Origin of the sequence: Paraburkholderia sp. SECH2, assembly GCF_030464795.1 — a bacterium.
Classification (GTDB): domain Bacteria; phylum Pseudomonadota; class Gammaproteobacteria; order Burkholderiales; family Burkholderiaceae; genus Paraburkholderia; species Paraburkholderia aspalathi.
Genome location: NZ_JALPRH010000023.1, coordinates 58979 through 85374, shown reverse-complemented (window position 1 = coordinate 85374; position 26396 = coordinate 58979). Strand labels below are relative to the sequence as shown.

Sequence of the window (26396 nt, the reverse complement as noted above, 5' to 3'; positions counted from 1 at the left end):
CGATGCGGAGAAAGCGCCGCCTACGGCGTGGGATTCTGTTTATAATAAAACGGAACGAAATGTACCGAAAACTGAATTAATCCGGCGGCGCCGAGCAAACGTCCCCACAGCGGGAGGAGAAAGAAGTGACTGATTTCGTGACTGGCAAACCCGACAGAATGGTCGCGGTACGAACCGTTTTCGGCATCGATTCGAGCCTGATGGTGCCCGCTTTCAGCGAACGCGACGACCACGTGCCGGAGATCGACGAGGTCTACCGCTTCAATCCGGAAGTGACGCTGGCGATTCTGGCCGGCTTCAGCCGCGATCGCCGGGTGATGGTGCAGGGCTTGCACGGCACCGGGAAGTCGACGCACGTCGAACAGGTTGCGGCCCGTCTCAACTGGCCGTGCGTGCGTGTCAATCTCGATGGCCATATCAGCCGCCTCGATCTGGTCGGTAAAGACGCGATCGTGGTGCGCGACGATCTTCAGGTCACCGAGTTTCAGGAGGGGATCGTGCCATGGGCCTTGCAGCGCCCGGTCGCCCTGATCTTCGACGAATACGATGCGGGGCGCCCGGACGTGATGTTCGTGATCCAGCGCATTCTCGAGCGCGACGGCAAGTTCACGTTGCTCGACCAGAATCGCGTGATTCATCCGCATCCGTATTTCCGCATGTTCGCCACCACCAATACGGTAGGACTGGGCAATCTGAACGGTTTGTATCACGGCACGCAGGTGCTGAATCACGCGCAGATGGATCGCTGGAACGTGGTGGCCACGCTCAACTATCTGCCGCGCGCGGAAGAGGCCGGCATCGTGCTTGCACGGGTACCGGAGCTTGCTGACGAGGCGGGACGTGCGCTGATCGAGTCGATGGTGAGCGTGGCGGAACTCACCCGCAAGGGCTTTGCGAGCGGCGACCTGTCGACACTGATGTCGCCGCGCACGGTGATCAACTGGGCGGAGAACTGCCAGATTTTCCATGATCCCGCGATGGCGTTTCGCCTGACCTTCCTGAACAAGTGCGATGAAGCCGAGCGCTCGATCGTGGCCGAGTATTTTCAGCGCTGCTTCGGTACTGAACTCGAGGCCGCGGCCAAGGTTGAAGACCACACAGCAGGCATCCGCTGATGACGTCTGACAGGCAAGCGACGTTGCGCGCGGAGCAACGCGAGGCCCTATGCGCCGCGACCGTGCGTGCGCTCACAGGCGACGCCACGTTGCATTACCGCGAAGGCCGTTTGTGCCGCGACCTGCGGCCTTTGCCCTTGCACGCGCCGCATCTGCGCACCGATCCGCAGCAGGACGATTTCGCATCCCTGCGTGGCGCCGCCGACGGCGCTGCCTTGCGACTCATGCACTCCGATGCGGCGCTGCATAGCCGGCTATGCCCGACGGACCGTGTCGAGCGACTGGTATTCGAACTGCTCGAGCAACTACGGTGCGAGACACAGACGCCGCCTGGCATGCCGGGTCTGGTGCAGAATCTGCGCGATCGTTTCGAAGCCTGGTCGCTGGCTTTCTATCGCTCCGGGCTCGCTGAAGACCACCTCGGTATCCTCCTGTATACCGTGGCCCAGATTGCATGGTCGCGCCTGACGGGCTGGCCTGTGCTCGAACAAACCGAAGGCCTGATCGAAGCCACGCGCGCGGCGATCGCGCCGGTGGTCGGTGTCTCGCTGGCCGGTTTGCGCCGGCATCGACAGGAGCAGGGCGCGTTCGCTGTCCATGCGCTCGAACTGGCGAGGCTGGTGGGCGACATGATCCGAACCGCCCGCGCCGAGGCGCTGGACGATGCGCAAGATGACCCGCAGGAGAGCGACGACAAAGCCCCGCGCACAGCGTTCTCGCTCTGGTTCGACGTCGAGGACGACGAGTACAAGGACATGGCCGTTGCGCTCACCGGCAGAAGCCGCGTGCTCGAGGCCTCCGAGCAGGGTTATCGGGCCTATACCACGCGCTACGACCGCGAGATCTCGCCAGGCACGCTGGTCCGCAAAGCCTTGCTTGGCGAGTTTCGCGAGCGGCTCGACGAACGCGTCGCTGCCCAGGGCATCAACGTGGCGCGGCTTGCGCACGCGTTGAAGGCGGCGCTGGCGATTCCGCAACGCGATGGCTGGTCGTTCGGTGAAGAGCATGGCCGTATCGACGGACGGCGTCTCGCCCAACTGGTTAGTTCTCCCGCTGAGCGGCGTCTGTTCCGGCTGGAACGAAACACGCTCGTGGCCGACTGCGTAGTCGGTTTCCTGATCGATTGCTCGGGCTCGATGAAAGCGCATATCGAGCCGGTGGCGATCATGGTGGACATCCTCACGCGCGCGCTCGACCAGGCCGGTGTCACTACCGAAGTACTTGGCTTCACCACTGGCGCCTGGAACGGCGGCCGCGCCCGGCTCGACTGGCTGGCGCAGGGCCGGCCGTCTCATCCGGGCCGGCTCAATGAACTGTCGCATCTGGTGTTCAAGAACGCCGACCAGAGCTGGCGACGCGCCCGCGCCGATATTGCCGCGCTCTTCAAGGCGGGCCTGTTTCGCGAGGGCGTGGATGGCGAAGCGGTCGACTGGGCCTGTGCGCGTCTCGTCGCCCGTCCTGAGGCGCGACGGATTCTGATCGTAATCTCGGATGGCAGCCCGATGGATAGCGCGACGGGCCAGGCCAACGACGCCTTCTATCTCGACAACCATCTCAAGGCCGTCGTGGCGCGCCATGAGGCCACGCGCGATGTGGAGGTGCTGGGCCTGGGTGTCGGGCTGGATCTCAGTCCGTATTACCGCCGTTGTCTCGCGGTGGATCTTTCCGTGCCGCCCGACATGAAGCTGTTCGCGGAGATTGTGGGTTGGATCGGCGCACGCGGGCAGGGCGGCAGGCGGTAACCGCTCCCGCAGCCTGACCGCGCGTGGGTCACGACGCGAGCGGCGTGGTGTGTGCGTCCAGCGGTGTCTCTGCCGTTTGCGCCTGCACGGCAGTCACCGCGATCACGTAGTAGATATCGTCCGCGCTGCAGCCGCGCGAAAGATCGTTGGCCGGTTTTTTCAGGCCTTGCAGCAAGGGGCCGATTGCCTTCGCATCGCCGATCCGCTCAGCCAGCTTGTAGCCGATATTGCCGGCCTCGAGACTCGGGAAAATCAGCACGTTAGCGTGCCCTTGAACCTGCGAATGCTCGATCTTGCGCATGGCGATCTCGGAGACGAGTGCCGCGTCCAGTTGCACGTCGCCGTCGATCGCCAGATGCGGACGCTGTTCCCTCACCTGGCGCGTTGCTTCCACGACTTTGTCGACCGCCGCGTGCCGGGCACTGCCGCTGGTCGAGAATGACAGCATGGCCACGCGCGGCTCCTCCATCAGCAGGCTTTGCGCACTGTCGGCCGCCGCCATCGCGATCTGGGCCAGTTCGCCGGCGTCCGGGTCCACCACCAGTCCGCAGTCGGAGAAGATCAGGCCGCCTTTGAGCGTGTGGAAGGGCTCGCACAGCATCATCAGAAAGAAACTCGATACGAGCTTGAAGGACGGATGAATGCCAATGATCTGGATCGCTGTGCGGACCACGTCGGCGGTGGTGTGCACGGAGCCGGCCACCGAGCCGTCGGCGTGACCGAGCCGCACCATCAGGTTGGCAAAGCAGAGGGGATTGAGGATTTCCTGCCTGGCTTCGTCCGGCGTCATGCCTTTCTTGCTGCGCAGTGTGAAGAGCGCTTCGGCAAACGAAGGCGCGAGCGGCGAGGTCGCAGGATCCACCAGCTCCATGCTGGACAGTTCGATGTTTTGCTCTGCTGCGGCCGCGCGGATGCGCTCACTCGGACCTACCAACACGATGCGGGCGATGCCTTCACGCGTGGCGCGTTGCGCCGCCTCCAGCATACGGGGATCCTCCGCTTCGCAGAGCACGATGCGTCTCGGCGAGGAGCGGGCGCGTTCGATGATGCGGTTGATGGCTTTCATGGCACAGGGCGGCAGTCACGGTTGAACAGAGGGCGCAGCAAATGAAGGCGGCGGGAGACGCAACAGGCAGCCAACGAATGCGGCCGAAAACAAAGCGGCCAGAAATCAGGCCTGAAACAAAGAAGCCGGAAACGGCAGGGGAGATCCCGTTTCCGGCCCGCCGGCCGCGAGGTGATGTGCTCCCCCGCCCGGACCATCAGACAACGGACGGATCAGACATAGTCCTTGTACTTGTCGAGCAGGCGCACCGGCTTGGCCAGCGCATCGCGGCGGAACGGATCGCCGAGTTCGCGGGTGCACATGATCTCGATGATGGTGGTCTTGCCGTGGTTCATCTGCGCATCGATCGCACGCTTGAGCGCCGGGCCGACGTCCTCGAGCCGGTCCACCGTCACACCCTCGGCGCCCATCGCGCGAGCAATGCCCGCGAAGCTCTGGTTGTCGAGTTCACCGGCGACGAAGCGGCGGTTGTAGAAGTCGACCTGGTTTTTCTTCTCAGCGCCCCACTGCCGGTTGTGGAAGACCACCGCCGTGACCGGAATGTTGTGACGCACGCAGGTCATGGTTTCCATCAGGCTCATGCCCCACGCGCCGTCGCCGGCGTAAGAGACCGCGGGGCGATGCGGTGCCGCAACCTTGGCGCCGATGATGGTAGGGAACGCATAGCCGCAATTGCCCCAGCTCATCGCGGCGAAGAAGCTGCGCGGCTTTTTGAAGCGCAGGTAGCTGTTGGCCACCGAGTTGATGTTGCCGATGTCGGTGGAGACCATCACGTCGTCCGGCATGGCCTTTTCGAGCTCGCGCAAAACCTGGCGCGGGTGCAGATAGTTGCCGCCGCCGGGCGTGCGCTCGTCTTTCTGCTCTTCGATCATGTCCATGCTGTAGGGGTCGCGCTCGTGGGTCCAACCGTCGAGTTCCTTCTCCCATGCCGCCTTCTCCGCGGCGATCTCGCCGGCGCGTTCTTCACGCGAGGCGTCGCACACGAGCGTGCGGCCTTCGAGGCGCTGCGTCAGTGCAACCGCGGCGGCCTTTGCGTCGCCGCAGATGCCCACGGAGATCTTCTTCACGAGACCGAGCATCTTGTGGTCGGCATCGATCTGGATGATCTTGGCGTTCTGCGGCCAGTAGTCCATGCCGTGTTGCGGCAGCGTGCCGAACGGTCCCAGACGCGAACCGAGCGCGATCACCACGTCGGCGCGCTGGATCAGCTTCATCGCGGCCTTGGAGCCCTGATAGCCGAGCGGGCCGCACCACAGCGGATGGTCGGCGGGGAAAGAGTCGTTGTGCAGGTAGCTGTTGACGACGGGCGCGCCCAGACGCTCGGCGAGCGCCTTGCATTCCTCGATCGCATCGGCCATCACCACGCCGCCGCCGGAGATGATGACGGGGAACTTGGCCTGGGCGAGCAGTTCAGCCGCTTCGTTCAGGCGCTGATCGCCGCCGGGGCCGCGGTCGAGACGCTGCGGTTGCGGAATCTCGGCCTTGATCTGGCCGTAGAAATAATCGCGCGGAATGTTGAGCTGGGTCGGGCCCATCTCGGCCAGCGCGCGATCGAAGCAGCGGCCGGTGAATTCAGCCATGCGCGCGGGATGGGTGACGTGGCCCTGATACTTGGTGAATTCCTGGAACATGGGGAGTTGCTTCGCTTCCTGGAAGCCGCCCAGGCCGATGCCCATGGTGCCCGCCTCGGGCGTGATCATGACCACGGGGCTGTGCGCCCAATAGGCCGCGGCGATAGCTGTCACGCAATTGCTGATACCCGGGCCATTCTGGCCGATCACCACGCCATGGCGGCCTGACACACGGGCATAGCCGTCGGCCATGTGGCCGGCGCCTTGCTCGTGCACCACGGGAATGAGACGGATGCCGGCGGGCGCGAAGATGTCCATGGCGTCCATGAAGGCCGAACCCATGATGCCGAACATGTCGGTCACGCCGTTTGCGGCCAGGGTTTCGACAAAAGCTTCTGACGGGGTCATGGCCTGCGGGCCGCTAACGGGGGTGTGATCGCTCATGAGGGTTGTCTCCGATGTTTAATGAAACCGGAACAATTTGTTCCGAAAAGTGCTTATCTAAAATGTAGAGCATGCACCTGTGATGGTCAATAGGTGATGAGAAATAAACGGTACAAGTTGTCTCGAAAATTGAAGAATGTGATGCAGGGCGGAATGCGTGGGGCGGCTCAATCCCACGGCAGCGAATAGGTCTTCACGTTGGTGAAGCTTTTCATCGCTTCCTGGACGCCTTCCTTGTAGCCAAGACCCGAATCCTTGATGCCGCCGAACGGCGTCAACTCGAGCCGGTAGCCGGGCACTTCGCGCACGTTCACGCTGCCCACCTGCAGCTCGGCGATAAAGCGCGTGATGTAATCGAGGCGATTCGTGCAAACCGAAGACGAGAGCCCGTAGTCGGTCGAATTGGAAATCCGGATCGCGTCGTCGATATCGCGAAAGCGGATCACTGGCGACACGGGTCCGAAGGTTTCGTATTTGACGAGCGGCATGTCAGGGGTGACGTGATCGACCACGGTGGGCGAATACAGCGCGCCTTCGCGGCGATTGCCCACCAGAAGCTTCGCGCCGCGGCTGATCGCATCGTTCACCTGAGCTTCGAAGAATTTCGCCGCGGCTTCGTCGATGACGGTGCCCATATCGGTCGCCGGATCGGTGGGGTCTCCATAACGTATGGCGCGGGTTTTCTCCACGAGCAGTTCGACGAAGCGGTCGGCCACCGCCTCGTGCACCAGAATGCGCTTGACTGCAGTACAACGCTGACCGGAGTTCTTGTAGGAGCCGGAGACGGCGAGCGTGCTGGCTTCTTCCAGGTCGGCGTCTTCCATCACGATGATCGGATCGTTGCCGCCGAGTTCGAGCACCGCGCGTCGATAGCCCATCTTGCTGGCGATGTATTTACCGATCTGCACGCCGCCCGTGAAGGTGATCAGATCGACGTGCTCGTTCGTGATCAGTTCGTCGGCGATTTCTTTGGGGTCGCCGGTGACGACCTGCAGCATTTCTTGCGGCAGGCCGGCCGCGTAAAAGATATCCGCGAGCAGGAACGTGGACAGCGGCACCTTCTCGGAGGGTTTAACGACGATGCGATTGTTGGTCGCGATGGAGGGCACGATTTTGTGCGCAACCTGATTCATCGGATGGTTGAACGGGGTGATCGCGGAAATGACGCCGAGCAGGGGATCGCGCTGGGTGTAGACGCGGCGCTTCTTGCCGTGTGGCGTGAGATCGCAGGAAAACACCTGGCCGTCGTCTTTGAGCGCCTCATTGGCGCCGAAGGTCATCACGTCGGCGACGCGGCCTGCTTCGTACACGGAGTCTTTCTTGCACAGGCCGGACTCAGCGGTGATCAGATCGGCGATTTCTTCAGTACGCCGGCGGACCCTATCCGCTGCGCGCAGCAGGATCTGTGAGCGCTCGTAGCGCGTCAGCCGCGCCCGATATTGGTGTGCCCAGGCAAAGGCGCGTCGTACGTCGGCCACCGTCGCCTTGGGCACCGTGCCGACCAGTTCACCGTTGTAGGGGTTGAAAACCTCGATGATCTCCGCGCGCCGGATTTGTTCTCCGCCGATGCGCAGCGCTTCATGACGAACCTGCGGCGACGGCCAGACTTTCGCGATCGAATTCATACTGCCCTCCAGCGATAACAGACAGCTGAAGTATTGCGGAGGGCACCGTCATCGGAGTAGTGCCAGCCGCCGCCAATCGCTGAGTCCACGCCGGTCTTCTACGATCACACCCGGCCTTTCCACGGCACCAGCACGCGTTCGAGGTGACGCATCAGCAAGTCGAAGCACAGTGCAAAGAAGCCGATCACGATGATGCCCATGATCACCACGTCGCTCGCGAGAAACTCCGCGGCGTTGAGCACCATGAAGCCGAGACCGCTGGTCGACGCCACCATTTCCGCGGCGACAAGTGTCGTCCAGCCGACACCGATGCCGATCCGCATACCCGTGAAAATCTCCGGCAACGCGGACTTCAGAATCACATACAAGACCACCTGCGTGCGCGAGGCGCCCATCGAATAGGCCGCATGAATCTGCTCGATCGACACGGACCGTACGCCTGATCGCGCGGCAATTGCGAGCGGCGCGAAGATGGCCAGATAGATGAGAAAGACCTTGGAGAATTCGCCAATGCCGAACCAGATGATGATGAGCGGCAAATAGGCGAGCGGCGGCAGCGGCCGATAGAACTCGATAGGCGGATCGAAGATGCCGCGTGCAAAGCGTGAGACGCCCATCATCACGCCGATGGGAATCGCGGTCACGCAGGCTAGCGCGAAGGCGCCGAACACGCGCAGCAAGCTGATGCCGGTATGTTGCGCGAGCGTGGAGTTGGCGAAGCCTTCTGTCGCGACGTAGATGAACTTTGCGTACACCGCTTGCGGCGACGGCAGAAAGAGCGGCTTGATCCAATGCAGGTTAGTCGCGACAAACCACAGCCCGATGAACAGAGAGACCGTGATGAGGCTTGTGACGACGCTGCTGCCCTGGCCGGGCACGCCGAACGTGTCGCCAGGCCGTGCGGGTTTCTTGGCGAGCAGTCGTGGACGTCGACCGGGTGTGCGTGGAGGCTCCATCGGCGTGTCGGATCCGAGCGAGGCTTGCTGGCCGTGCGCCAGTGCATGAGCCCGTTTTGAACTAAACATGTGTCACCTCGGCTTCGGCGGCGTGCATTTTCTCGTCGCCGTAAATGATGCTGAGCACGCGTTCGCGCATGTCGATGAAATCGGGGCTCGACTTGATGGCGCGCGCGTCGCGCGTCTCCAGAAAGCGTCGATTGAAATCCAGTTCGTAGGTATGCGTGATGCGCCCGGGGCGCGGCGACATCACGATCAGGTGGCTGGCCAGAAAGAGCGCTTCTTCCACGCTGTGCGTGATGAAGAAGAACATCTTGTTCGTTTTCGTCCAGACGTCGAGCAGCAGTTCCTGAATGGTTTCGCGGGTCAACGCGTCGAGTGCGGCCATCGGCTCGTCCATCAGCAGCATGGCGGGGTCGCAGGTCAGCGCGCGGGCGATGCCCACACGCTGCTGCATCCCGCCGGAGAGCTGATAGATCATGTGCTTGTGAAAGTCCTGCAAGCCGACCAGCGCGAGATTGCGCGCGGCGATGTCGCGCCGCTGCGCTTTCGGCACGCCCTGAAGCTTCAGACCGAACTCGGCGTTGTCGATCACGTTGAGCCACGGCAACAGGGCATGCTTCTGGAACACGACGCCACGGTCGGCACCCGGTCCGGCGATCGGCGAACCGCCGAGCAGCAACTCGCCGCTGGTCGGCGCGATGAAGCCCGCCATCAGCGAGAGCAGGGTGGTCTTGCCGCAACCCGATGCACCGAGCGCGACGACGAAGTCGCCCGAGTTGATCGTCAGATTGATGTTGTCGAGCGCATGCACCGTCTGGCCGGCCTTGCGCCCCGGAAAGACCACGCTCACATTCTTGACTCTCATGCTTTCCATGTTGCCTCCTGATTCGACGGAACCGGCCTACGTCATTTGAGTTTCATTGCCGCTTCGGCGTAAGCCGGGGTCACGAACTTAGAGTAATCGGGCAACACCGCGCTGATCTGCTTCTGATCCTTCAGGAAGTTGGCCGTGTCCTTCAGCGCGAAGGTGGCGCGGCCCGCACTGCCGCCGCCCAGCCATTGCGATGAGGCCTGCTCCTGGAGCGTCGGGAACGCATAGAGCGAGAGGGATTCCGGCACGTCGGCCGGCGAGCCGCCGATCATCTTGGCGATGGCCGTGGCCTGCGGCGAAGTCGCATTCCATTGCGCCGTGTTCTTGCGGTATTGATCGTCGGCATCGGCGATGGCTTTCACGAGTTTTGCCATGAAGTCCTTATGCGCCTCGCCCCATTGACGGTCGACAGCAATGCCGTCGAAGGTCGGTTTGCCGAGCTTCGACAGATCGCCGGACGTAATCAGGACCTTGCCGTTCTTCTTCAATTGCGCGAGCGCGGGGTCCCACACGTAAGCGGCGTCGATATCGCCGCGCTCCCACGCTGCGACCAGCTGATTCGGCTGCATGTTGAGGATCTTCACCTCGGACGGATTGATGCCCCAATGCTGCAGCGCGAACATGGTGTGATAGTGCGTCGTCGATACGAACGGCACGCCGATCGTCTTGCCCTTCAGATCGGCTGGTTTGGTGATGCCGGAGCCGTTGCGTACGACCATCGCCTCGGCCTGGTTGATGTTGTCCAGAATCCAGAAGAGCTGCAGGTCGAGGCCCTGGCTGACTGCGGCGGCGAGCGGGCTCGAACCGATCACGCCGACCTTCACGTCGCCCGACGCCATGGCGGTCGCGACCTTCGCGCCGGATTCGAACTGGCGCCAGTTGATCTTGTAGCCCGTGTCCTTCTCGATGGAGCCGCTCGCGATCGCGACGACCCATGGGTCGACGATCTGTTGATAGGCTATCGTGACCTCCTTGTCCTGCGCGTGACTGGCTGGCGCCACCACGCAGGCGAGTGCTGCGAATGCCGCTACCGTCATGCGGCGCGTCAGATGGCCGAACCAGCGGGACAGCTTTTGGGGGTTGTCGCTTTTCATCGTAGGTCTCCAGAATGGCCGTGCAGGCACGCGAGTACACGTGAATCCAACCTTCGCCGACGGGGGCTTGTCCCAATCGCCGACAATGGGGTGATGCGAGTATCGTCAGTAAAAAATGTTGCGGGTTAGGGCCAGACGTAGCTGATCGTTGAGTCCACACCCTTGCACCAGAGTGGGCCGTTGCGCCGATCTCGCCGTCAGCCGCCCGGGCTGGTGGCTCACGCTTTTTTGCGCGTTCACAATGCCGGTGTCCGCCTTTGCGCGGGCGGGCTCCGCCTATAAAAATCAGGAGAAAGCATGGCAAGTCGCACCTCGGTGGCCCTATGGACCCAGCGGTTCCAGCGCTCACCCGAGTCGAACATGAGCCTCCAGGGTCAGATTCGCCAGATGCTGGTGGCCGCGATTCTGGACGGCCAACTGCTGCCGAATCACGCGCTGCCGTCCAGCCGGGAGCTGGCCGACCAATTGAGCGTTGCGCGCAATACGGTCGTGTTGGCTTACCAGCAACTGGTTGAGGAGGGCTATCTGCTTTCGCGTGAGCGCAGCGGGCATTTCGTCAACCCGGCCATCCTCGAGGGGCGGCACGAATTTGCGCCGCTGCAGACGGTCCCCGGACAGGCGGCCAATGAGGCGCTCGCGCGGCCGGATTGGGATCAGCGCGTCAGAAGACGGCCGTCCTCGCAGCGCAATATCGTCAAGCCGGGCAATTGGCTGAGCTACGAATACCCCTTTATCTACGGGCAGTTCGACCAGTCGCTGTTTCCGACCAACGACTGGCGCGAATGCTGCATGAAAGCGCTGTCGGTGATGGAGATTCGCAACTGGGCGCCGGATCTGATCGAACGCGATGACGAGTCGCTGATCCAGCAGATCCGCACACGAGTGCTGCCGCGGCGCGGCGTGTTTGCGATGCCCGACGAAATCGTCGTGACGATCGGCTGCCAGCAGGCGCTCTATCTGATCGCGGATCTGCTCGCGAGCGAGCGGACCACGATTGGTTTCGAAAACCCCGGCTATCCGGATGCCCGCAATATCTTCGAGAACCGCAATGCGCGGCTGCAGCCGCTGCCTGTGGATAGCGGCGGCGTGCGCCCGGCCGAGGACGCCGATCTGCTCGCGCAATGCGATTACGTCTATGTGACGCCGAGTCATCAGTGCCCGACCACGGCCACCATGCCCATCGAGCGGCGTCATGCGCTGCTGGAACAGGCGCAGGCCCATGACTTCGTCCTGATCGAGGACGACTACGAGAGTGAAAACAACTTCTCAGGCACACCGCATCCGGCGTTGAAGAGCCTGGATACCGCAGACCGGGTGATCTATATCGGCAGTTTGTCGAAGACGTTTGCGCCCGGGTTGCGGCTGGGTTATATCGTCGGGCCGCGTGAACTGGTCCGCGAATTGCGCGCGCTGCGGCGCCTGATGGTGCGGCACCCGGCGGCCTATATTCAACGCGCCTTTGCCACCTTTCTGGCGCTCGGGCACCACGATGCGCTGCTGCGGCGGCTCGCTCACGCCTATCGGGAACGCGCGCAGGCGCTGATGACGGCGCTCGACACGCACCTTCCCGAAGCGCGTTATCTGCCGGTCGGCGGTGGCGCGTCGTGCTGGGTCGAAGGGCCGCCGTGGCTCGATGCGACACAGCTCGCCGCGGATGCGCAGGCACACGGCATCCTGATCGAGCTGGGGCGGGTTTTCTTCATGACGGGACTCGAGCAGAACCACTGCTTCCGGATGGGCTTTTCGGCCATCAAGCTCGAAAAGATCGATGAGGGCGTGCGCCTGCTCGCGGAGCTCGTGCGCGCGCAGCAGCCCGAGGAGTAGGCGGGTGGCGCGCTAGAACGTTTTAGCGAGCTGCTGAGCGGCCTCCTGCAGGCGCGGCACGAACTCGAGTGCGCGTGACAGCGGCGCCCGCGAAACCGGCGCATGAACGGCGATCGCCGCGATGCAGGTATTGTTCTCATCCATCACCGGCGCGGCGACACACGCGATACCGGCGACAAATTCCTCATTGTCGATGGCGATGCGCTTGTGCGCGGTGCGGTCGAGTTCCGCTTCGAGCAGTTCGGGGTCCGTGATGGTATTCGGCGTGAAGCGTTCGAGCTTCAGTGTGCGGACGAGGGCGCTGCGTTGTTCGCGCGGCAGCATGGCCAGCAGCAGCTTGCCGCTGGCGCTGCAATGCGCTGGTACGTGCGAGCCGGGCTTGAGATCGAGCCGCAATGGCCAGGGCGCTTCGAGCCGGTCGAGGTAGAGCACCTCGGTTTCGTGCAGCATCGTGAGGTTGCAGGTCTCGCCGAGATCGGCCACCAGATTCGACAGGATCGCATGCCGCAACCGGCGGGCACCCGAGTGCATCATGACGCCAAGACCGAGTTGCGCGAGACGTGGCCCGATCACGTAGGCATTCTTCTGACCGGGTTCGCGGATCACGAGACCGCCGGCTTCAAGCGAAGCCAGCATGCGATGCAGCGAAGCCTTGGGCAGATCGACGTCCTGAGCAATGTCGGCTAGCGACACCGGACCTTCGGCGCGGACGAGATGTTCAAGCAGGGCGAACGCGCGCAGGGTGGGAGTATCCGCTTTAGTCATGGTGCCGTTCCGGAAAATGGATCGGCGTCATTGTACCGTGTGCCTTTGTCGGCCAAGGTTTTCGCAGGATTGGGGCAGATCCGGCGTGTAATTCCAGCGCAGATCATCCCGTTTTTCGGAATGCGCTACTGCCGGAATGTCTTGGCGGTTTCCTCCGCGGCCAGCCGCAGATCGGGCAGGAAGGCCAGCAGATCGTCGAGTACCACCCGCCCGACGGGCGCCTGGACGGCGATGGCCGCGCACGCGCGATTGCGATCCAGCATGACCGGCACCGCGATTGCGATGAGTCCCTGCAAATGTTCCTGATTGTTGATCGCGAGCTGGCGTCGCCGCGTGATGGTCAACTCCTTGCGTAACTCGCCGCGATCCGTAATCGTCCGCTCGGAATAGGCGCGCAGCGGCAAGGTTTCGATAACCCGTTCGCGCCGGTCTTTGGGAAGAAAGCTGAGCAACAGCTTGCCGCTTGCCGAACAGTGCAGCGGCACGTGCGAGCCCGGTTGAAGGTGCATGCGCAGTGGCCACTCCGTTTCGACCCGGTCCACATAGACCACGTCGTTGCCGGCCAGCATCGTCAGATTGCAGGTCTCGCCGATTTTGGCCACCAGCTGTTCAAGCAGCACATGGCGGGCAGCGGCCGGGCCCGCATGCATCAGCACATTGACCGCCAGCATACGCACGCGCGGCGAACACTCATACAGCCGGTCGCCGGCGCTGCGCGTGACCAGCCACGCATCCATCAACTGCACCAGAATGCGATGCACGGTCTGCTTGGGCAGTTCGAGGGCATGGACGAGATCCGTCATGGAAAGCGGGCCGCTTGCCTCAGCCAGAGTTTCGAGTACGCGAAATGCGCGTACGGCCGCCGCATTCGATTGATTCGAAGTCGTCACGCTGTCTCCTCGATGTCGTAGTTATAAGTTGGATTGTGCATCGGTCTGTTTAGTTTTCGGGACTATGGAAAGTCCCGAATTTCGCACTTTTCGATTCTGGCCCGCTTAGCGCAAGGGATAGTTCAAAAAACGGGACTCCGAAGCAGGTACGGCTCACTAGATTGGTACCAACGCCAATTTTTTCAGTCCGGAGTGAACCGTATGAACGTTAGGGCCACAGAAGCGGAAGCTGCGCACGCTGCTACACATAACGAAGTCGAACGCGTTGTTGCATCACTGGTTGCGCGTGCGCGCGCCGCACAGCGCGAATTCGAGGTCGCGGGGCAGGAGGTGCTCGATGCCGCAGCCGACGCCGCCGCGTGGGCGATCATGGAGCCCGCCCGCAACCGCCAGCTTGCCGAGCTGGCGGTGCGCGACACCGGTCTCGGCAACGCGGACGACAAGTTCCGCAAGAACTATCGCAAGACGCTCGGTCTGTTGCGCGATTTGCGCGGGCAGAAGACCACGGGGGTGATCGCGCGTCATGAGGCCACCGGCATCGTCGAGATCGCGCGGGCGGTCGGCGTGGTGGCGGCGATCACGCCGTCCACCAATCCGGCGGCCACGCCAATCAACAAGATCGTCAACGCGCTCAAATGCGGCAATGCAGTCATCGTGGCGCCTTCTCCGAAGGGCTATTCGTCGTGCGCGCTGCTGATCGAATTCATTCATGCGCAATTCGCCAGAGTCGGGCTCGCGGCTGACCTCGTCCAGATGTTGCCCGCGCCGATCAGCAAGGCGGCCACCGCCGAACTGATGCGGCAGTGCGACCTGGTCGTGGCGACCGGCTCGCAGGCGAATGTGCGGATGGCCTACGCCAGCGGAACGCCCGCGTTCGGCGTGGGCGCAGGGAACGTTGCGTCGATCGTCTCGGCATCCGCCGATTTGCACGATGCAGCGCACAAGATCGCGCGCTCGAAAACGTTCGACAACGCCACGAGCTGTTCATCCGAAAACAGTGTTGTGATCGAAGACGCGGTGTACGCGGACATGCTGGCCGAACTGACTGCCTGCGGTGGAGTGATGCTCGATGCCGCGCAAAAGGCGCAATTGCAGGGCGCCCTGTGGTCGAACGGCAAGCTGGCGGCACACTGCACCGCGCGCTCGGCCACGGCGATTGCACGCGCGGCGGGCCTCGACGACATTGCCGCACTTGAGCCTGCTTTCCTGATGGTGGAGGAAACCGGCTTCGGCGCCGATTACCCCTTCTCGGGCGAGAAGCTCGCGCCGGTGCTGACCGTTTATCGCGCGCAGACTTTCGACGCCGCTGCCGACATCGTACGCGGCATTTACGCCTACATGGGCGCAGGACACTCGGTCGGCCTGCATTCCAGCGACTCGGGTCAGGCGGAGCAGCTCGGTTCGACGCTGCCGGTTGCGCGCGTGATCGTGAATCAGGCGCATTGCCTTGCGACCGGCGGCAACTTCGATAACGGCTTGCCATTCTCGCTTTCGATGGGATGCGGAACGTGGGGCCGCAACAATTTCTCGAGCAACCTCAACTTTCAGCATTACCTGAACATCACGCGCGTGGCGTACCCGATCGAAGAGCGCGTCCCGGAACTGGACGACGTACTCGGGGATTTCTTCGTGAGGTATGGCAAATGACGACGCCTCACACTATCCGTGCGCTGATCGACGCGCGTGCTGCGCAGTGTCCCGACAAGCCATTCCTGCTGGCCGCGCCTGAATGTGCTGAAGACGGCGGCGCTGTGCTGCGGCCCGACGTGCTGACCTTCGCGGAACTGCGCGACGACTGCCGTGCGCTCGAGACGGTTTTCCAGGAAGCAGGCTTGCAGGCCGGCGATGTCGTGTCGGTCTTCATGGGCAACGGCATCCATACGGCAAGGCTGCTGCTCGCGGCGATGTACAGCGGGCTCGTCGCCAATCCGCTCAATCTCTTGTGTCAGCCGTCGCAGTTGCGCTACATCGTGGAGCATTCGGACACGCGCATGGTTTTCGTTTCCGGCGAGACGCACGCGGCGATGTCGGGCGCGATCGCGGAGTTGCGCGAGCAGGGATTGACCCGCGACATCGCGTTGTTGCGGACGTCGCCCGATGCCGATGGTGCACCGGTGCCGACCTCCGTCGAACCCGTGCTGGCGGAAACGGCAGTGTCTTTGGATGTGCACGCAAAACCAGCCCAGCGCGTGTCACGTGTGACATACGAGGCGCACGCGAAACATACAGACGCCTGGGATACCGAAGCGCCGTCAAGCGGTGACCCGGCCGCAAGTGATGTAGCGCTGCTGATGTACACGTCCGGCACTACAGGCGCCCCAAAGGGTGTTCTGCTGGACCAGCGAAACCTGCTGGCCAATGCGCGCAATATCTCGCGCGAGCATCGGCTCGGCACCGGCGACCGGGTGTTCGCCGCGTTGCCGCTTTATCACATCAATGGTCTCGTCGTGACGCTGCTTGCGCCGCTTTTTCATGGCGGGTCGGTGGTCATGGCGCCGCGATTTTCCGCGCGCACTTACTGGCGCGATGTCGCGCGCCACGGTTGCACATGGATCAACGTGGTGCCGACGATCGTCGCCTATCTGCTCAACAACGACGAACCGTGCACGGCCGATCTGTCCGCGCTGAGATTTTGCCGCAGTGCGTCGGCGGCGCTGCCGGTCGAGCATCACCGCGCGTTCGAGGCGCGTTTCGGAATCGGCATCATCGAAACGATGGGCATGACCGAAACCGCTGCCCCCATGTTCAGCAATCCATACGACCCGGCAAGCCGGAGAATCGGCAGCATCGGCCTGCCGTCAGGCGGCGAGGCGAAGGTGATCGACCGTGACGGCCGCGAATGCGCAGCCGACGAATGCGGCGAACTGGTGCTGCGTGGCGAACAGGTCATGCGCGGCTATTACAAGCGCGCGGGAGAGACGCGTGCGGCCTTTACCGCCGATGGCTGGCTGCGCACCGGCGACCTCGGCTATCGCGACAGCGACGGTTATTTCTACATCAACGGCCGTGCAAAGGAATTGATCATCAAGGGCGGCGAAAACATCGCCCCGCGCGAGATCGATGAAGCGTTGCTCAAACACCCCGGTGTGCTGGATGCGGCGGTGGTGGGCGTGCCGGATTCCGCTTACGGCCAGGAGATCGTCGCCTTCATCGTGCCTCGCATTTCAGAGGGGCCGGGCGCGCTCGATATCGCGGATCTGCGTGAGCACTGTCTGCGCGAACTGGGCCGCTACAAGACACCGAAGGAGTTTCGCTTCATCGCGGAACTGCCTCGTGGACCGTCGGGCAAGGTGCAGCGCCTGAAGCTCGTGCCCACCTGACGGCGCATGTATCGGCATGCGCAGCGGCATGCCCGGAGCGCGCCAGCAAGCAGAGGAGGGCGCGAGTCGAGGCGCACGCGACGCGACGCAGTACGACGTACAGATCGAGCGATCACAGACGCCCCCGGCGTCACATAAGAGACACAGGAGACAGCATGCAAACGCACAAGCGGCGTGTGAAGACGCGCCACATCATCCTGGCCGTCATGTGCCTGATGTATTTCATCTCGTACATCGACCGTGTGAATATTGCCGTGGCCGGTCCTATCATCCGGCATGAAATGGGTCTGACGACGGTCCAACTCGGCCTCGTGTTTTCCGCTTTCGCTTATCCATACGCGTTCATGCAGGTCATCGGCGGCTGGCTGTCGGACAAGTACGGGCCGAAGCTGGTGTTGACGGTGCTGTCGCTGATCTGGGGGGCGGCGACGCTCGCTACCGGCTTCGCCGGCAGTGTGGCAATGCTCGTCGCGTTGCGCTTCGCGTTGGGCATCGGCGAGGGCGGCGCGTTTCCGACGGCGACGCGTGCCTTTACCTACTGGATGCCGGTGGCGGAGCGGGGTTTCGCTCAAGGTATTACCCATAGCTTTGCCCGCCTCGGCGGCGCGGTCACGCCGCCGCTCGTGCTCGCGGTGGTCGTGGCGGGCGGCTGGCGCGACGCATTCATTCTGCTCGGCGTGGCGAGTCTCGCGTGGACGGTGCTGTACCTCTGCGTCTTTACGAACTCACCGGAGCAGAACCGGCGTGTGACGCCTGAGGAAACGGCCGAGATCGGCTATCGCGCGGGCGACTGCGAACGCGCCAAGCGTGCGGCCACGCCGTGGCGCAAGCTGATCCGTCGTATGTGGCTCGTCACGTTCGTCGACTTCTGCTACGGCTGGCTGCTGTGGGTGTATCTGACCTGGTTGCCTTCGTATTTGAAGGAAGCCCGCGGCTTCGATCTCAAGCAACTGGCGCTGTTCACGGCGCTGCCGCTGCTCGCGGGCGTGATCGGCGATACGCTGGGCGGCGTCGTTTCGGACCGGCTTTACAAGCGCACCGGCCGGCTGCGCTTTGCGCGCTGCGCCGTGCTGGTGGTGGGCATGGGCGGCTCGCTCGTGTTTCTGCTGCCGATGGTGTCTGCGACCAATCCGCTGATGGCGGTGCTGTACCTGTCGGCGTCGTTCTTCTTTCTTGAGATCACGAATCCGGTGTTGTGGACTTTGCCGCTTGACATCGGCGGTCGCTACGCGGGCACGGCGGGCGGAATGATGAATACGGGCTTCGGCGTCGCCGGCATGATCTCGCCCGTCGTGTTCGGCTATCTGATTGAGACGACGGGCAGTTATAACGTGCCGTTCACGATTTCGGCATGCTTGCTCGGGGTGGGGATCGTGGCGGCGTTTTTCATCGATCCGGCGAGGACCGTCGAGGCCGACGAGGAGCGCGAGCGGCTCGAAGGCCGGCCGCTGGACAGCATGCCCGCGTTTCTCCAGGCGGGCGCCGCGGTGCGGTTGGAGCGGCATCATCTGCGCCGTCCGCTGCGCTGGTGGAGATAGGGTGTTCAGGTGAATGGGCGGACGGCAGACGGCTCCGCCCATGGCATGCCGCGGTTCGCGCATAAATAGGCGGCTCCGTCTCCTTGCTGTGCCCTCATCCTGAGCGCCGCGCCGCAAACAGTAAAATGAAAATAGTTGCGGCGTTGCTGCGTTTTTCTTATGAAAATCGCCCCCCTCGGTGTGCGGGCGTGATCGCGGCAATTTGGATAGACTGGGCGGCGTCGCCCGGCTCGATCGATCCACCGAACCGTGGCCACAAGCAACGGATAAGAAATGGAGACTCCCATGAAAACAGGATTCATCGGTCTCGGCGTGATGGGGCAGCCAATGGCGCTCAACCTCGCGCGCGCTGGCACCCCACTGGTCGTGTGGAACCGTACACCGGACCGTTGCGCCGCGTTGCGCGACGCAGGCGCGCAGATTGCGGACAGCGCCGCCGACGTCTTCCGGCAAGCCCACATCGTCATCCTGATGATGGCGACGGATACGGCGCTCGACGCGGTGCTCGGCCGCCACACTGCGGATTTCGCAACGAACGTCGCACAGCACATCATCGTGCACATGGGCACGACATCGGCCGACTATTCGCGTGGTCTCGAAACCGACATCCGCGCGGCAGGCGGACAGTATGTCGAGGCGCCCGTCTCGGGCTCGCGCAAGCCGGCCGAAGCGGGTCAACTGGTGGCGATGCTGGCGGGCGAACTGGCGGCCGTCGAAGAAGTGCGTCCACTTCTCAAACCGATGTGCCACGAGACGGTGATCTGCGGCGCGGTGCCCGCGGGGATTCTGATGAAACTGTCGATCAACACGTTCCTGATTCCGATGGTGACCGCGCTTGCCGAGGCGGCGCATCTTGCGCGAAGCTACGGGCTCGACATGAAGCAATTTCAGGCCGTGCTCGACGCCGGCCCGATGGCAAGCAACGTTTCGCGCGTGAAGGTCGACAAGCTCGTGAACGAGGATTTCACGGTGCAGGCCTCGATTGTCGACGTGCTGAAGAACAACCGGCTTGCGGCTGAGGCGGCGCGCCATGCGAATCTTGCGTCGCCGCTGCTGGATGTCTGCTTTGATCTGTACACCGAGACCGTTGAGTTGGGTCATGGTCAAGCCGATATGGCGGCCGTTGTGCGTGCGATCGAAGCGCGCACCGAGGCGAGGGAAAACGCAAAGGGCGCATCTGCTTGAGCGTCCCGGCACCGCTTCCCGCACTTGCCATGCTCCTTTTTCATTGAACCTACGCCGGGTTTCTCAATGTCCAAGACCAAACCAGAAGACTCGCTCGACGCACCGGCCACCGGGATCCGCAAAGGTCTCACCAACTATGGTGACAGCGACTTCTCCCTGTTCTTGCGCAAAGCCTTCATCAAAGGGGCGGGCTATACCGACGAAGCACTGGATCGACCGGTAGTCGGCATCTGCAACACCGGCAGCGCTTACAACCCGTGCCACGGCAACGCGCCGCAACTGATCGAGGCAGTCAAGCGCGGCGTGATGCTGGCCGGCGGCTTGCCGATGGACTTTCCGACCATTTCCATCCACGAGAGTTTTTCGCAGCCGACCAGCATGTACCTGCGTAATCTGATGTCGATGGATACCGAGGAGATGATCCGCGCCCAGCCGATGGACGCGGTTGTGCTGATCGGGGGCTGCGACAAGACTGTGCCGGCGCAGTTGATGGGCGCGGCATCGGCGAATATTCCCGCCATCCAGTTGATCACAGGCTCCATGCTGACCGGTTCGCACCGCGGCGAGCGCGTGGGTGCGTGCACCGATTGTCGCCGCTACTGGGGCAAATTCCGCGCCGACGAGATCGATAGCGCGGAAATTGCCGCTGTGAACAACCAGCTGGTGGCCAGCGTCGGCACCTGTTCGGTGATGGGCACGGCCAGCACCATGGCGTGTGTGGCAGAAGCACTGGGGATGACCGTGCCCGGCGGCGCGTCGCCGCCGGCCGTGACGGCCGATCGTATCCGTATCGCGGAGGAGACCGGCGCCCAGGCCGTGCGAATGGCACGCAGTGGCCTGACGATCGACAAGATACTGACCGCCGATGCATTCGAGAATGCCATGCGCGTGTTGCTGGCGATTGGTGGCTCGACCAATGGCATCGTGCATCTGACCGCGATTGCGGGACGCATGGGACTGGATGTCGATCTGAAGGCGCTGGATCGCATGGGTCGAGAAACGCCGGTGTTGCTGGACCTGAAACCGTCCGGCCAGCATTACATGGAAGACTTCCACCACGCCGGCGGCATGGCGACGTTGCTGCGCGAACTCAAGCCGCTGCTCAAGCTCGACGCGATGACTGTCACCGGGCGTAGCTTGGGGGAAGAGATCGAACTGGCCGGTCCCGGCTTCGAACAGGACGTGGTACGCACAATCGCCGATCCGATCTATCCGCAAGGCGGTATTGCCGTCCTGTATGGCAACCTCGCGCCAGGCGGCGCGATCATCAAGCAATCCGCTGCCGATGCCAGACTGATGGAGCACGAGGGACGCGCAGTGGTGTTCGAGAACGGCCAGGACATGGCCGAACGCATCGACTCGGACGATCTCGACGTTACAGCCGACGATATTCTGGTGCTGAAGAATATCGGCCCGAAAGGCGCGCCGGGCATGCCCGAGGCCGGTTATATTCCGATTCCGAAAAAACTGGCGCGTACCGGCGTCAAGGACATGGTGCGCATTTCCGACGGGCGTATGAGCGGCACCGCTTTCGGCACTATCGTGTTGCACGTGACGCCTGAGGCGGCCGTTGGTGGGCCGTTGGCCTATGTTCAGAACGGCGATCGTATCCGGCTCAGCGTAGCCGCGCGCGAAATCATTCTGCTGGTGTCGGACTCCGAACTGGCGCGCCGTGCGGCCGCTGCACCCGTAGAGGTACCGACGGCCGAACGCGGGTATCGGAAACTGTTCCTCGATACGGTGCTGCAGGCCGATCAAGGCGTCGATTTCGATTTCTTGCGCGCGGCGAGGATTCACGACACGACGCCGAAGGGTTAGAGGCTGCGTGCGGCACCGCGATCCAGATTTCATTTGGGAAGAGTCACCAGTACGAATACGCCATCCTTGCCTTTTCGATTTGTTTAACTATAGTGTTAAATATCAACCAAAAGGTTTATAAAAGGAGGCAATCATGAACGAACCGTTTCATCGTCCTTCGCTGGGTGCGTCGGTGTACTACAAGGACCCGTTTGCCGCGCTCGACTGGCTCGAGAATGCGTTCGGCTTCGAGCGTCAACTGGTGGTCACGGATAGCGACGGCCAGTTGGGCCACTCGGAAATGCGTTTCGGCGACAGCTACGTGATGATCTGCCGCGAATGGTCGGAAGACGCTGCGAGCCCGGCTTCGATCGGCGGCAAGAATACACAGTCGGTACACGTGCAACTGCGCGAAGGGATCGATGAACATTGCGCTCGTGCGCGTGCTGCAGGCGCTGTGATCACGCGCGAACCGGCGGATCAGTTCTATGGCGACCGCGTCTATGCAGCGCGCGATCCGGAAGGGCATGTCTGGAGCTTCGGCCAGACGGTTCGCGAGGTGTCGCGCGAGGAAGCAGAGCGTGTGAGCGGCCTGAAAATCGAAGGGTGGGTATAAGCGATGGGACTGCCTGCCAGCGTCTCGCTCGACCGCACTCTGGCTGCACTGGCCGACCCGAATCGGCGTCAGGTGGTCGAACTGCTCAGCCAGCAACCGATGCGCGCGGGTGAACTCGCGCAAGCAACCGGTCTCTCGCCGCAGGCAATGAGCCGGCATTTGCGTGTGCTGCGCTCGAGCGAACTGATCGAGGAATCGCACGACGGCGTCGATGCGCGCGTGCGTCTCTACGTGCTGAGGTCGGCGCCAATGAACGAGTTGAAGGCATGGCTCGAACAGACCGAAGCCTTATGGTCCGAGCAATTGCTGTCGTTCAAGGCGCATCTGGAGCAGCAGGAATGAGTTCTCGCGTGCAGGTGTCGCTACGGGTCGCGGCAACGCCGAAGCGCGCGTTCGAAGTGTTTACGCGTGAGATCGGCAGATGGTGGCGTCCGAATGGCCTGTTTCAGTTCACGCCGCAAGGCGCGGGTGTGTTGTCGTTCGAGCAGGCTGCGGCGCCTCACACGCCCGGAGAGCACGGCCGTCTGATCGAAACGCAGCCGGACGGCAGCGTGTTCGAGATCGGCCGCGTGACGGCCTGGGAGCCGGGCGAGCGTTTGGCATTCGGCTGGCGTCAGGCCAGTTTCACCGACGCGCAGCACACTCAGGTCGAAGTGCGTTTCGAAGCGGTGGGCGACGAAACACGCGTGACGGTGGAGCATCGCGGCTGGGATACGGTGCCGCAGGAGCATGTCGCACGCCACCATTTCCCCGAGCGCGTGTTTCTGTTGCGGCATGGCGAATGGTGGCAGGTGTTGCTGGCTTCGCTACGGACTGAAGTGCAATCGGCTGCGCCGCCGGGCTGAATGGCTGCGCGTGCGTCGTACGTTCTCGTCAGCGCGTGGCGATCGCGGCGGCAACACCGGCCATGACCGTAGCGCTGGCGCGGTTGGTGAACTTCACCGCGCGGCGCGTGTTCAGCAATTTGCGCGCACGTGTGGCGAGCAGCGCCCAGCCGAAGTCGACGGCCATCAGTACGATCAGCATGGTGAGCGTGAGTTCGAACCAGGCGACGGTGCCGATGCGCGACAGATCGATGATGGTCGGCAGCAACGCGAGGTAGAACATCATGATCTTCGGATTGCCGAGCGTCACCAGCAGGCCGGCGATGAACATGCGCCACGGCGACTGGCCGCTCGGCAGGTCGCTGCCTTGCACGTCGGCCGGTGCGCGCCACATCTTCCAGGCAAGGAACAGCAGATAGGCGACGCCGACAAATTTCAGCACGATAAACACCATGCCGAAGCTGCGCGCGATCACGGCCAGGCCGGCCACCGCGCAGGTGAGCCACAATGCTTCGCCGAGCCACATCGCGGCGAGAAACGGCAAGACGTCGCGAAAGCCGTTGGTCAGCACGCGCGCGACCAGCGCGGCGATGCTAGGACCGGGCGTGCCGGCCGCGATGATCAGCGCCAGTGCGAAGACGAGCAAAGCAGATAGCGACATAGTGTCCCTCCACGAAATTCAGTGCGCGCGCAACCATCGGCTCAGTGTGCGCGCAACCTTCGGTTTAATGAGCGCGCAACCTTCGGTTGACGAAGCGCCACACGGCGCTCACCAGCAGCGATCCGACACCGAGCGAGACGCCCAGCAGCACGATCGAACTCATATGATCGCGTACCAGTGGCACGTTGCCGAACAGATAACCGGCCGCCACCAGCGACACGATCCACAGCGCCGCGCCGGCGGTGACGAACGACACGAAACGTGCAAACGTCATGCGCGAAACACCGGCGACGAACGGCGCGAACGTGCGCACGACGGCAATGAACGGCGACAGCAGAAAGGTCAGGCCGCCGCGTGCTTCGTAAAACGCGTGCGCTTTACGCAGTGCGTTCTTGTCAAGCCAACGGTAGTCGGCGGTATAGACTTTTTCGCCGATGGCGCGGCCGATCGCATAGTCGACGATGCTGCCGGCCACCGTTGCGGCGAACAGCACGGGGATCACGAGCCAGACGTTCAGCGCGCCTGTCGCGGCGAGACCGCCGCAGATGAAGATCAGCGGATCGCCAGGCAAAAAGAATAGCGGCAGGAAACCGATTTCGACGAACACGACGAGGAACAGCATCGCGTAGACGGCTGTGCCGTATTGCACGATCAAACCGCTCAGGTGCTGGTCGAAGTGCAGGGCGACCTGCAGCACATGCATGAGATCCATCGTGGTTAGAAAGGGATTTGGGTGTTCGGGATTTTAGTCCCGTCGCGGCATGGGCACTTGTTTATTTCTCGGTGCGGATGTCAATATCGGGGTGTGATTTCCAGAATCGCGCCCGAATAAATTTAAGAAACCCCTATGCAACACACTTCCAGCCTCACGTTCCGCTTTGCCGCGCCGCACGATGCGGATGCTATCCGTATGATCGAATTCGAGGCCGGCCAGCGCTTTGTCAGCGTCGGCATGACGGGTATCGCCGATGCACCGCCGATGGAGCTGGAACTTGTTCGCCGCAAGATCGACGCGCAGCAGATCATCGTTGCCGTGGAAGCTGATGAGACGTGTGTGGGGTTTGTGATGTTCGAGCCGCAGCCCGCGCGCTTCTATGTTCAGGAACTTGATGTGCTGAGTTCGCATGCCGGGCAACGCATCGGCGCGGCGCTGATCGAGCAGGTCGCACAACTCGCGCGTGCGCAACAGATAACGCAACTCATTTTGTCGACGTTTCGCGAGGTGCCGTGGAACGCACCGTACTATCGGCGGCTCGGCTTTCGCGATATCGAGGAGGCCGATCTGGATGCGGCACTGATCGCGCGGCGCGATGCGCACATCGCGCGCGGACTCGACGAATCGAAACGCGTGTTCATGCGGCGTGACCTTGCGTAACGCCGCATGAACCGAACGCCTTATTCCACTGCTTCCAGCGTCGGATAATCCACGTAGCCAGTTTCGCCACGTGCATAGTACGTTGCCGGATTCGGCTTGTTCAGCGGCGCATTCGTCTCGAAGCGGCGCACCAGATCCGGATTCGCGATGAACAGTTGACCCCACGCCACCGCGTCCGCTTCACCCGCGTCGAGTACGTGCTGCGCGGTTTCCTTGGTGAACTTTTCGTTCGCGACGTACGGGCCGCCGAATGCCTTCTTCAGTTGCGGGCCGAGGCGGTCGTCGCCGAGTGCTTCGCGGGCGGCGATGAACGCGATCTTGCGCTTGCCGAGTTCGCGTGCCACGTAACCGAATGTGGCTGCCGGATCCGAATCGCCCATGTTGTGCGAGTCGCGACGCGGTGCGAGGTGCACGCCGACACGGTTCGCACCCCAGACGTCGATACAGGCGTCAGTGATTTCGAGCAGCAGGCGGGCGCGGTTTTCGACCGGGCCGCCGTAGGTGTCGGTACGCTTGTTGGTGCTGTCCTGCAGGAACTGGTCGAGCAGATAGCCGTTCGCGCCGTGCACTTCCACACCGTCGAAACCTGCTGCCTTCGCGTTTTCGGCGCCCTTGCGGAACGCTTCGACCACACCCGCGATTTCGTCGAGTTCGAGTGCGCGCGGCGTCACATACGGACGCTCCGGACGCACCAGGCTCACGTGGCCTTGAGCCGGGATGGCGCTAGGCGCAACCGGCAGTTCGCCATTGAGGAACAGCGGGTCCGAAATACGGCCGACGTGCCACAACTGCAGGAAAATCTTGCCGCCGGCTGCATGCACGGCGTTCGTGACGATCTTCCAGCCTTCCACCTGCTCCTGCGACCAGATACCCGGGGTGTCGGCGTAACCGACGCCTTGCGGCGTAACGGACGTGGCTTCGCTGATGATCAGGCCTGCCGTGGCGCGTTCGGAGTAGTACTTCGCCATCAGCGCGTTCGGTACGCGGATTTCTTCAGCGCGTTGGCGCGTGAGCGGCGCCATGATGATGCGGTTCGACAACGTGATGTCGCCAATCTGGAGCGGGTCAAAAAGAGTCGGCATATGAGTTCACCTTAGGTGGCGGGCGCGTGGCC

At 62.8% G+C, this 26396-nt stretch carries 23 protein-coding genes; 12 read left to right on the top strand and 11 right to left on the bottom strand.

Features of this window, described 5'->3' with window-relative positions; translation table 11 throughout:
- The first annotated feature begins 125 nt into the window (after nucleotides 1-125).
- Nucleotides 126-1115: an AAA family ATPase gene (locus tag M0D66_RS29360; RefSeq protein ID WP_266212364.1), complete on the top strand. Its 990-nt coding sequence runs from the start codon at nucleotides 126-128 to the stop codon at nucleotides 1113-1115.
- Nucleotides 1115-2857: a cobalt chelatase gene (locus M0D66_RS29355; protein ID WP_266212363.1), complete on the top strand. Its 1743-nt coding sequence runs from the start codon at nucleotides 1115-1117 to the stop codon at nucleotides 2855-2857. The genes M0D66_RS29360 and M0D66_RS29355 overlap by 1 nt, the downstream gene beginning before the upstream one ends.
- A gap of 28 nt (nucleotides 2858-2885) precedes the next feature.
- On the opposite strand, the gene pta is transcribed toward M0D66_RS29355, so the two are convergent.
- The 6 genes from pta to tauA all read right to left on the bottom strand — a co-directional run bounded on the left by pta (nucleotide 2886) and on the right by tauA (nucleotide 10430).
- A complete protein-coding gene (pta, locus tag M0D66_RS29350) occupies nucleotides 2886-3923 on the bottom strand; it encodes a phosphate acetyltransferase (protein ID WP_200620300.1) in 1038 nt (345 codons plus the stop codon).
- 212 nt (nucleotides 3924-4135) lie between these two features.
- Nucleotides 4136-5938 carry a sulfoacetaldehyde acetyltransferase gene (xsc, locus tag M0D66_RS29345; RefSeq protein WP_200651297.1) on the bottom strand — a complete coding sequence of 601 codons (1803 nt, stop codon included), beginning with the start codon at nucleotides 5936-5938 and terminating at the stop codon, nucleotides 4136-4138.
- Nucleotides 5939-6105: 167 nt separating this feature from the next.
- Nucleotides 6106-7563, bottom strand: coding sequence for a phosphonoacetaldehyde dehydrogenase (phnY, locus tag M0D66_RS29340; protein ID WP_266212362.1), 1458 nt, complete (start codon nucleotides 7561-7563; stop codon nucleotides 6106-6108).
- 104 nt (nucleotides 7564-7667) lie between these two features.
- Nucleotides 7668-8588 (bottom strand): ABC transporter permease subunit, encoded by a 921-nt coding sequence (locus M0D66_RS29335; protein ID WP_200619660.1) that lies wholly within the window; start codon nucleotides 8586-8588, stop codon nucleotides 7668-7670.
- Nucleotides 8581-9396, bottom strand: coding sequence for a taurine ABC transporter ATP-binding protein (locus M0D66_RS29330; RefSeq protein ID WP_266212361.1), 816 nt, complete (start codon nucleotides 9394-9396; stop codon nucleotides 8581-8583). The genes M0D66_RS29335 and M0D66_RS29330 overlap by 8 nt, the downstream gene beginning before the upstream one ends.
- A gap of 32 nt (nucleotides 9397-9428) precedes the next feature.
- Nucleotides 9429-10430 (bottom strand): taurine ABC transporter substrate-binding protein, encoded by a 1002-nt coding sequence (gene tauA, locus M0D66_RS29325; RefSeq protein ID WP_093633233.1) that lies wholly within the window; start codon nucleotides 10428-10430, stop codon nucleotides 9429-9431.
- A gap of 354 nt (nucleotides 10431-10784) precedes the next feature.
- Between tauA and M0D66_RS29320 the strand changes: the two genes are divergently transcribed.
- The gene (locus M0D66_RS29320; protein WP_266212360.1) at nucleotides 10785-12311 is read left to right on the top strand and encodes a PLP-dependent aminotransferase family protein; all 1527 of its coding nucleotides are present in this window, start codon (nucleotides 10785-10787) and stop codon (nucleotides 12309-12311) included.
- Between the two features lie 12 nt (nucleotides 12312-12323).
- Here the strand turns inward: M0D66_RS29320 and M0D66_RS29315 are convergent, their stop codons facing one another.
- Nucleotides 12324-13076 carry an IclR family transcriptional regulator gene (locus tag M0D66_RS29315; protein ID WP_074288001.1) on the bottom strand — a complete coding sequence of 251 codons (753 nt, stop codon included), beginning with the start codon at nucleotides 13074-13076 and terminating at the stop codon, nucleotides 12324-12326.
- A 125-nt stretch (nucleotides 13077-13201) separates the two neighbouring features.
- Complete coding sequence (locus M0D66_RS29310; protein WP_093632848.1) at nucleotides 13202-13966, bottom strand: IclR family transcriptional regulator; 765 nt, start codon at nucleotides 13964-13966, stop codon at nucleotides 13202-13204.
- 201 nt (nucleotides 13967-14167) lie between these two features.
- Between M0D66_RS29310 and M0D66_RS29305 the strand changes: the two genes are divergently transcribed.
- From M0D66_RS29305 to M0D66_RS29270, 8 genes are all read left to right on the top strand, one after another.
- Nucleotides 14168-15613: an aldehyde dehydrogenase family protein gene (locus M0D66_RS29305; RefSeq protein ID WP_266212359.1), complete on the top strand. Its 1446-nt coding sequence runs from the start codon at nucleotides 14168-14170 to the stop codon at nucleotides 15611-15613.
- Nucleotides 15610-17286: an AMP-binding protein gene (locus M0D66_RS29300; protein WP_266212358.1), complete on the top strand. Its 1677-nt coding sequence runs from the start codon at nucleotides 15610-15612 to the stop codon at nucleotides 17284-17286. The genes M0D66_RS29305 and M0D66_RS29300 overlap by 4 nt, the downstream gene beginning before the upstream one ends.
- Nucleotides 17287-17441: 155 nt before the next feature.
- Entirely contained in the window at nucleotides 17442-18824 is a 1383-nt protein-coding gene (locus tag M0D66_RS29295) for an MFS transporter (protein WP_200619655.1), read from the top strand.
- A gap of 273 nt (nucleotides 18825-19097) precedes the next feature.
- Nucleotides 19098-20009, top strand: coding sequence for an NAD(P)-dependent oxidoreductase (locus M0D66_RS29290; protein WP_266212357.1), 912 nt, complete (start codon nucleotides 19098-19100; stop codon nucleotides 20007-20009).
- Nucleotides 20010-20075: 66 nt separating this feature from the next.
- Nucleotides 20076-21827: an IlvD/Edd family dehydratase gene (locus M0D66_RS29285; RefSeq protein ID WP_266212356.1), complete on the top strand. Its 1752-nt coding sequence runs from the start codon at nucleotides 20076-20078 to the stop codon at nucleotides 21825-21827.
- 133 nt (nucleotides 21828-21960) lie between these two features.
- Nucleotides 21961-22422, top strand: a complete 462-nt coding sequence (locus tag M0D66_RS29280) for a VOC family protein (protein ID WP_093632840.1) — start codon at nucleotides 21961-21963, stop codon at nucleotides 22420-22422.
- 3 nt (nucleotides 22423-22425) lie between these two features.
- Entirely contained in the window at nucleotides 22426-22764 is a 339-nt protein-coding gene (locus M0D66_RS29275) for a helix-turn-helix transcriptional regulator (RefSeq protein ID WP_093632839.1), read from the top strand.
- Nucleotides 22761-23267 (top strand): SRPBCC family protein, encoded by a 507-nt coding sequence (locus M0D66_RS29270; RefSeq protein WP_211702783.1) that lies wholly within the window; start codon nucleotides 22761-22763, stop codon nucleotides 23265-23267. Before M0D66_RS29275 ends, M0D66_RS29270 begins: the two co-directional genes overlap by 4 nt.
- A gap of 28 nt (nucleotides 23268-23295) precedes the next feature.
- On the opposite strand, the gene M0D66_RS29265 is transcribed toward M0D66_RS29270, so the two are convergent.
- Nucleotides 23296-23907 (bottom strand): LysE family translocator, encoded by a 612-nt coding sequence (locus M0D66_RS29265; RefSeq protein WP_093632837.1) that lies wholly within the window; start codon nucleotides 23905-23907, stop codon nucleotides 23296-23298.
- Between the two features lie 64 nt (nucleotides 23908-23971).
- The gene (locus M0D66_RS29260) at nucleotides 23972-24619 is read right to left on the bottom strand and encodes a VTT domain-containing protein (RefSeq protein WP_054039163.1); all 648 of its coding nucleotides are present in this window, start codon (nucleotides 24617-24619) and stop codon (nucleotides 23972-23974) included.
- 135 nt (nucleotides 24620-24754) lie between these two features.
- On the opposite strand from M0D66_RS29260, the gene M0D66_RS29255 reads away from it, so the two are divergent.
- Nucleotides 24755-25282 carry a GNAT family N-acetyltransferase gene (locus M0D66_RS29255; RefSeq protein WP_200619648.1) on the top strand — a complete coding sequence of 176 codons (528 nt, stop codon included), beginning with the start codon at nucleotides 24755-24757 and terminating at the stop codon, nucleotides 25280-25282.
- Nucleotides 25283-25302: 20 nt separating this feature from the next.
- Here the strand turns inward: M0D66_RS29255 and M0D66_RS29250 are convergent, their stop codons facing one another.
- The gene (locus M0D66_RS29250) at nucleotides 25303-26364 is read right to left on the bottom strand and encodes an alkene reductase (protein WP_266212355.1); all 1062 of its coding nucleotides are present in this window, start codon (nucleotides 26362-26364) and stop codon (nucleotides 25303-25305) included.
- Nucleotides 26365-26396: the final 32 nt, after the last annotated feature.